This is a genomic window from Bacteroidetes bacterium GWF2_43_63, assembly GCA_001769275.1.
GTDB lineage: Bacteria > Bacteroidota > Bacteroidia > Bacteroidales > DTU049 > GWF2-43-63.
Genome location: MEOQ01000041.1, coordinates 86,777 through 94,866, shown reverse-complemented (window position 1 = coordinate 94,866; position 8,090 = coordinate 86,777). Strand labels below are relative to the sequence as shown.

Annotated in this window: 3 protein-coding genes; all 3 read left to right on the top strand. The window is 44.4% G+C overall.

From position 1 onward, the window contains the following. Positions 1-1,249: 1,249 nt before the first annotated feature. Entirely contained in the window at positions 1,250-2,950 is a 1,701-nt protein-coding gene (locus A2W93_15620) for a hypothetical protein (GenBank protein OFY53447.1), read from the top strand. Between the two features lie 887 nt (positions 2,951-3,837). Further along, entirely contained in the window at positions 3,838-4,044 is a 207-nt protein-coding gene (locus A2W93_15615) for a hypothetical protein (GenBank protein OFY53446.1), read from the top strand. Then, positions 4,034-7,873 (top strand): hypothetical protein, encoded by a 3,840-nt coding sequence (locus A2W93_15610; protein ID OFY53445.1) that lies wholly within the window; start codon positions 4,034-4,036, stop codon positions 7,871-7,873. Before A2W93_15615 ends, A2W93_15610 begins: the two co-directional genes overlap by 11 nt. Positions 7,874-8,090 lie beyond the last annotated feature (217 nt).

Genomic DNA, 8,090 nt, shown 5'->3' with positions numbered 1-8,090 from the left:
CCAAAGAGGTGTTGTTGACACAAGTTTTTTCCTATTCAGATTGCACAAACTTTTTGCTTTCTCCCCAAGAAATTGATGTGACCCTCTTTATGTGTCTAAACTACGTGAAGCAAATATTCCTGTATTATAACTAGATAGCTTTTTAAGGAATTATGCAGATCGACGATTAAAAAACGTTTCAAATACAAAAAATGGCTACTCAACCTCAAAAAACTAAAACAATGAATCTCTTGAAACAAAACATCTACTGGCTTATTTATCTTGTTGTGATTGGAGCGCTGCTCGCTCTTGCAATTGTCTTCGGATAATATATTGAATTGCACGGACAGCAGCGGATTTGAATGAGTCTCTCAGCATCGGATAGTTAATGCTGTCTGTAGTAGAAATTATTTTCGAAACGGAATCCTGCGGTGCGGGGTTCCGTTTTTTGTATTGTCTCGCGGAGATCGCAAAGACGCAGAGGAATTGGCCACTAAGGCACAAAGGCGCGAAATTGAATCATGAACACGGAACAAGGAAATATAAAGGAAGAAGTAAATCCTGACTAAAGTACCGTTCATCATTCTCACTTCCTTGTTCGCTGGGAATTTATCCTGCCGTAGCAGGAGAGTTCTTGTGTGCCGGGATCTCCTCGAAAACCTTCGAAGCCCTAACACACTCTCTTCCGCGAATGACGCTAATATCCGCGAAGAGATTAGCTTCAATCAGCAGGTCTTATTGACGCTAATTCGAATCAGCCTTCATCTGCGATGAAGACCGATTCAGAGGGTCGCTCGAAGAATGGCGCGCAGAGGGGAGTTTAGTCCGACACAGGCGGACCAAAGACGCAGAGAAATTCTGCCACACGGTCACAATGACACCAGTAATATTTTGTGACTTGGCGCCTCAGTGGCAGATCCCCTACGTTGGGCGCGCGTCTCCCGACGCGTGACCTACTCCCATGGCGCGGATATGTCATCCGTGACATGGTTACACAAATCCGCGCCAGGGTGGCGTGCACATTTTTTTTAAATTCACATGACCAATAAATTGATAATAATTCAATACGAATTGTTTAAAATAATCGGCTAAAGCATTGAAATCGAAGGAAATATTTCGTATCTTTAAGAATCAGGTCTTTGTGTGTCTGAAATGCAAAAGTGTCATTTTGGAGCAGGGCAGTGGCAGCGATTAAAATGAAGGAAATGAATTTCGAAATGCACCATGCAACTTTGCTCAAGTGTATTTCTGAATTAAAAAAATACTCGCCATGAAAAATATTTTTACATCAAATGCGAAACGGTGCTTTGTTTTGCTTGTTTCAGTCTTGATTACTGTTTCAATGTCGTATTCTCAAACTACTATTTTTACTGAAACAATGGGCACTGTTGCTGCAACAACCACCATTGCTGCACATGAGTCAGCGAACGGTTTTGACAATGATTCCTATACCATGAGTGGTACCGGCGATTTACGCAATACAACGGTATCAACTGGTTATGCATCTGCTTCCGGCGTTGCAAACATCTTTTTGACGAACACGATTGGTCGGTATTTTCTAATTGAAGGCATCAACACATTGGGTTATTCAAATCTCAAGCTTTCGTTCGGGCTGCATAAATCAACAACAGCCAGCAACGGATCTGAACTCGTTTTTGAAATCAGTACAGACGGCACCACCTACACTCAGATTGCAATTACGGCATTGCCAACAGGAACTGGCACAGCAATCTGGTATTATGTTTCTGTGTCCGGAACTATCCCAGCTGCAGCCAATCTGCGCATCCGTTTCACTCAAAGCAGCATCGTTCCTCAATTCAGAATCGATGACATTTTGCTGCAAGATACTGTGCCTGCTTGTGTCCCGACTGAGTATCCACACATGACGGGCGCTTTCATCAATTCGTGCAATGGCAGTTGTTTGGAAGGGAATAACGAAATTTTGTTTTTCAATGCGGGCTCCTGTCCCTTCGTTGCCAACCCGGCGACCGTTCAGATATATTATCAATCAGCCAGTCCGCCGACTATTAATTACACTGATAGTTTTGCAACAAATGCGTCTTATGTGAGCGATCTCAATGCGGCTGCAGCTGCTTCAGGGTGTGCAAGTCCGCTGTTTATCGATGCTTCGGATGGCAGCACTGTGATTCCGGCCTATGCAACCATTTTTATCATGCGAAGCAATCCGTGTTATGCCTACGATTTTTCAGCATTCTGCGCGGTGAAACCGATTTATATTCTATTCACTTCCGATGCTTCGTGGATTGAAGGTGGAAATTTTGCAAACACAGACAATAATGCCGGTGCATCTGAGCTTCGGTATTTCAGATCTGTTATTAATGGTACAACCTACGATTACAGCTATGTTCCTGATCTCTTAACTTCGCATGGTGACGGCGACTGCATCGCATTCGATTATCCGATCGGAACCGGCGCAGCTTCGGATTACTTCAACGATGGCTGCACTCCACCTACACCGGTGCTGCCGATTGGGCTGGCTTATTTCAGTGTTTCCTGCTCCGGAGATCTGGTGAAGCTTGATTGGGCCACGATGACCGAATACAACAACGCCTTCTTCACTATAGAAGCGGCTGCAGAATCCGGCGAATTTGAAGCCATAGCTTCCGTGCCCGGTGCAGGAAATTCCAACGAAATGCTGGGCTATTCAATCGATATAAGCAGCGGGGCAAAATATTTCCGGCTGAAGCAGACCGATTTCGACGGACAATTCACTTACAGCGACATTGAATCGGCGGAATGCTTAAGGGGCCGTGTGCAGCTTTATCCCACCGTTTCCATGCAAGGCACTCCGGTGACGATTGATGGAAAAGCAGACCTGATCGATGTTTTTGACAGCATGGGAAAAATGATTTATCCTGAAATCAGCGATAATCAAATTTTCGGCCTTCTGCCGGGGATGTATTTTGTGGTGATCAATAACAGTCAGCGATTTCTGATTATTGTGAGGTAACGACATCAGGTCTCCACGAAAACCGCTGCAGCATCTCCGCTTTTTCATCCGCGAATGAACGCGAATCTCCGCGAAGAAACTTGTTTCCCTCAGCAGGTCTTATTAACGCAGATGCGAATCTGCCTTCATCTGCGATGAAGACCGATTCAGTGGGTCGCGCGGAGAAATTGATAAATTGCCACGAGGTCACCAAGACACCAGTAATAATTTGTGACTTGGTGCCTCAGTGGCAGATTCCCTACGTAGGGCGCGCGTCTCCCGCCTGCAGCGTTTTACGTTGACGCGTGACCTACCAATTCAAAGGTGCTGCTCACGTTTTACCCGAGGCGGAGTTTATCCCGCCCGGCGGGGCCATCGGCTAATGTATTTTGCACCGGAGTATACTCCGCCGAAGGCGGAGGCGCATCGGATGGGGCTCCGCAGCTTTTTTTTACGGCTTCGCGTGAAACGTGACAAAGTCGCCTCTTGATCTTGACCTTGACCTCGACCTTAACCTTAACCTCGACCTTTCCAGAAGATTATTTTGTTAAATTTTCCCAGCGCTACCGGCCTCAAAACCGCATTGTGTTTTCGATTTAACATGCACATAGCCCGCAATTCGTGCAGTTATCCAAACCCGTTATGCAAAACAGCCATATCGCCTGTTAAAAAGCCTGTTAATAACTTTAATCGACTAAAAAATGCCATTTATTCAAATAAATGAATATTTAATGCAATTACTGTTTTAATATGTCTTATTTTATGATTTCGCCTTGTGAAAATGGCTCATAATCAGGCAGGAAACACTTGACTTTTGTTTCATTTAATGTATCTTTGCTACTGATTATAAACTTGGCAGGTCATGCGCCAAACGTTAGGGGGAGGATTGCAAAACTGCTTTTTGTTTTATGGGAAACTTTCGGGATGACTCCGGTGCATCCCGCTTGTGGTGCGGCTTAGATATGAATTTTAAAAGAACTAAAAAATACGGTCATGAGAAGAGATTTACTGACGAATTTGGAAAAGCCCAGGCCTGCTTCGGCAAAGGTAGGGGCGAACCGCTTAGGCTGGATGCGGATTTTGATGGGGGTGGTGTTTGTGGTGGTGGGGATTAATGTTAATGGACAAGTAAACATCATTCCAACTAGAACTGATGTTTCAGGTTTTTCAACTTGGACTGATGTAACCGTAGATGGAACAACTTATATACAATTGTTAGTTGCAGGAGCGAATACAATAACTCCTGCTATGGATTTCAACTCATACACTTCAGAGACTTTGAATTTTAAAGCAAGGACGTATGGAGGTGCTGATGCAATTGAAAATGAAATAACAGTTAGCATATCAACTGACAATGGCTCAACATGGATAATTTTAGGTACAAGAACTCCAACTACGACAACATTGACTTCAGTTACTCAATTTGATTTAAGTGCATATAGTGGTACGCAGGTTAAAATAAAGTTTTCCGTTGCAGGAACAAGTAACACTATTGGAGCAGGCATTGATGATATTGAGATTAAGGGAGTTCTTATTTGTACCCCACCCTCTGACCCCACCGGTACAATCACTCCAACCGCCAACCCGGCCTGTGGCAGCACTACTCTAAGCTATAGCGGAGCTTCTGCCGATATTTATTGGCAGACTTCTGCAACCGGCACCAGCACTGCAAATCCAACAATCAGTGCCTATACTGTTACAAGCTCAGGAACGTATTATGTCAGAGCTTTAGATGGTACATGCTGGAGCACTGGAGCTTTAGCTTCATCTGCTATTACTATCAATACAGCTCCGGCCATTACAACTCAACCGATTAATCAATCCGTATCAGAGCCATCCACAGCTACATTTTCAGTAATAGCAAGCAATGCTACGGGTTATCAGTGGCAGATCAATACAGGAAGTGGTTGGAGCGACATTTCAGGCGCCACTTTAAATTCATATACTACTGCCGCAACAACTACAGCTATGAGCGGATATCAGTACCAGTGCATTGTAAGTGGAGCTGCACCTTGTGGTGCTGTTACTTCAAACGCTGTGACATTGACGGTGAATCCTCCTTCTTCAGCATGTCTTTCAGAGAGTTTTACAGCAGGGGCTACACCAGCTGGCTGGTTAGCAACCAGCATCAGCTATACGGAATCACCAGGTACTGCAAGTTTTAATGCGACAACTGGAGAGCTTGTGACAGTTATCGTATCAAACCCATTTTCATTGTCATTTGATCTATCTCGAACAACTAATACAACGGTAAAATCGTTATTTGTCGAAGTTTCTACTACAACTCAGGGTGGTGCATATACGACAATTGCCACATATGATCATTTAAATACTACTTCAGGTGGTACTACAGCCTGCACTGTTGATTTGTCCTCATATGTATCCGACCCTGTTGTATTTATTAAATTCCGGAAAGCATCTGCCACAACTTCACCTTGGCGCCTCGATAATATTGAAGTTAATTGTAATTCCACATTACCAACAATAATACTCTCCCCAACAACTCTTACCGGTTTCTCCTATATCGAAGGCGCTGGTCCGAGTGCTCAGCAGAGCTTTAGTTGTTCAGGTGCAAATCTGACGAACGACATTACACTTACGGCTCCAACGAATTATGAAATTTCAACGACATCAGGAGCTGGCTTTGGCACTACAATCACGTTGACACAATCGGGCGGAGCTGTTGCTGCCACAACCATATATGTTCGGCTTATAGCCAGCCTGCCTGCCGGAAATTATAATCTTGAAACAATTAATGCCACCTCCACAGGAGCAACTGCAAAGACTGTGACCTTGAGTGGGAATGTGATTGGCCCCATCATTACCATAACACCTACAACAATAAGTGGTATCGAATATGACTTTGGCAGTGGCCCGAGTGCTGCGGAGAGTTTTTCTGTCTCTGGAGCTGGTCTTACTGCGAACATTCTATTGACAGCGCCTTCAAATTACGAAATCGCCACTGTTGCCGGAGGTCCTTATGGCGGTACTTTGACACTTACGCAATCTGGCGGAGTTGTAAATTCAACGACTATTTATGTGCGGCTGAAAGCAGGTCTTTCTGTCGGAAATTATAATCAGTCTGTTTCAGCAACATCGACCGGTGCTGCAAGTAAAACAGTTTATTTAACAGGTTCGGTTAAAAGTACGCCTTGTTTGTTGGAAGGGTTTAACAACGGCACAACGGCACCAGCAAGTTGGATATTTACTAGTATTGGAGGCACTTATACAACCTCAACCAACTATGGGGTTGCATCTCCATCATTACAATTAGATGCAACCAATGATGCTATAACCACTCCAGTGATTGGTGGTGCAACTGAGCTTAGTTTTTGGATTAAAGGTCAGGGCACGGATGCCATGTCAGCATTATTGGTCGAAGGATTTAACGGCTCATGGGTTACGATTGAAAACATAGTTCCATTGCCGACATCAGGAACCGTTAAAACTTACAATTCTGCATCAACACCTGCATTAGCTTCAGGCTTCACGCTGCTTCGGTTTACTTATAACAGGTCCGCAGGAAATCTTTCTTTTGATGACGTTACTGTCATTTGCACTGCAGTTCCAAATACCGTCACTTCTGGAACCGTTTCTAATGCTCCATTCTCAGTCTCATGTGCTACAGGCAGTGCAGGCTCAGTTGTATTTACTTCGACAGATATTTTCTCTTCAAATACATATACGGCGCAGCTTTCCAATGCTGCAGGCAGTTTCGCCTCGCCGGTCAATATAGGTTCTTTGGTGAGTGATGCCAATTCCGGAACCATCAATGTAACTATACCCCCTGGTACACCAACTGGTGCGGGTTATAGCATCAGAGTTATTAGCAGTAATCCGGTGGTCATCGGGACAAGTTCAGCTGCATTTAGTGTAACTCTCACCGATGGGCCATGCTCATGCTACGAAATAGAGAGTATTCTAGTTGATGCCTGTGATGAAGGAGTAGAAGGAGAGAATGAAATGTTTCGCTTTTCAGTTGGAGCTGGCAATTTAAGCACCGGTGATATTTTAATTGACTGGCCGAATAATCCATGGCTGGGAATATGTCAAAATGCTGCATCTGATTCAATTGTAGCAGGTATAAATGCAACATTAACCCCTCCAGGGCAGATTGTACAACCAGTTGGAGGTGTTATTCCTGCGGGAGCGACCGTAATGTTCTTTACGAGTACAGCATTTGACTTTAGCAAATTTGACTTTTCATCATTGAATTATACGTTATACGCGGTTTTTCAATGCGAAGGAAACACAGCCGGGCATTTTGGGAATCATACTGCTACTGGTGAAAAAACTTTGGTTTTTGATTGTGGTGCTTGCAGCTCAGAATCTGTAACATATGACACCGATTCACTTTACACAGGTGATGGAGCTACCGTTGACTTTGATGTGCCAGGAACACCAACATATTCTGATTCTGGTTATTGTGAATCTGTCCCTGTGTTTGATATATTACCCATTGATCTAATGTATTTCAAGACTGTCTGTAATAATGATGAATTATATTTTGCATGGTCAACCGCCACCGAAACCAACAATGCCTACTTCACCATCGAAGCAGCTGATGCTGCCAACGGTGATTTTGTGCCGGTTGCAAAAGTAGATGGAGCGGGCAATTCAAATGAAATGCTTGAGTATTCGATTAATGTTGAGACCAAAGCCAAATACTTCCGCCTCAAGCAAACCGATTATGATGGGAAATTCACTTATTCGGATGTGATTGCGGTTGATTGCGAAGACAATCAGGTGCAGCTTTTCCCGTCGCTGGCTGCTGAGGGAGAAAATATTACCATCATTGGAGAAGTAAGCAGCATCAGGGTTTTCGACAGCATGGGCAGGGAAGTGTTTCCTGAAATCAACGAAAACAAGGTCTGTTGCCTTGAGCCGGGCATGTATTTCTTTGTCATCAATGGCAAATGGAATCATAAAGTGGTGGTGCAATAGATTGATTTTATGTCAGGGGGAATTGAAAAACGGATTGCCACACGGCGGTCCGTTTTGTTTTGTGAGCTGTGGATGTTACTGCTCCCGACAGCCTGTCCGCCTGCTGGCGGAATTCCATGTCCGTAGTAACGGACGATAGAATGTCGGGAAAGCTGCAACATTCCGCCGTTCGGAGAATACAAATCTCGCATTGGGCGCGCGTCTCCCGACGCGTGAC

What these genes read in the sequence shown, in the direction of transcription:
- A2W93_15620 (OFY53447.1), top strand. Translation starts at nt 1,250, where the DNA reads ATGAAAAATATTTTTACATCAAATGCGAAACGGTGCTTTGTTTTGCTT.
- A2W93_15615 (OFY53446.1), top strand. Translation starts at nt 3,838, where the DNA reads ATGGGAAACTTTCGGGATGACTCCGGTGCATCCCGCTTGTGGTGCGGC.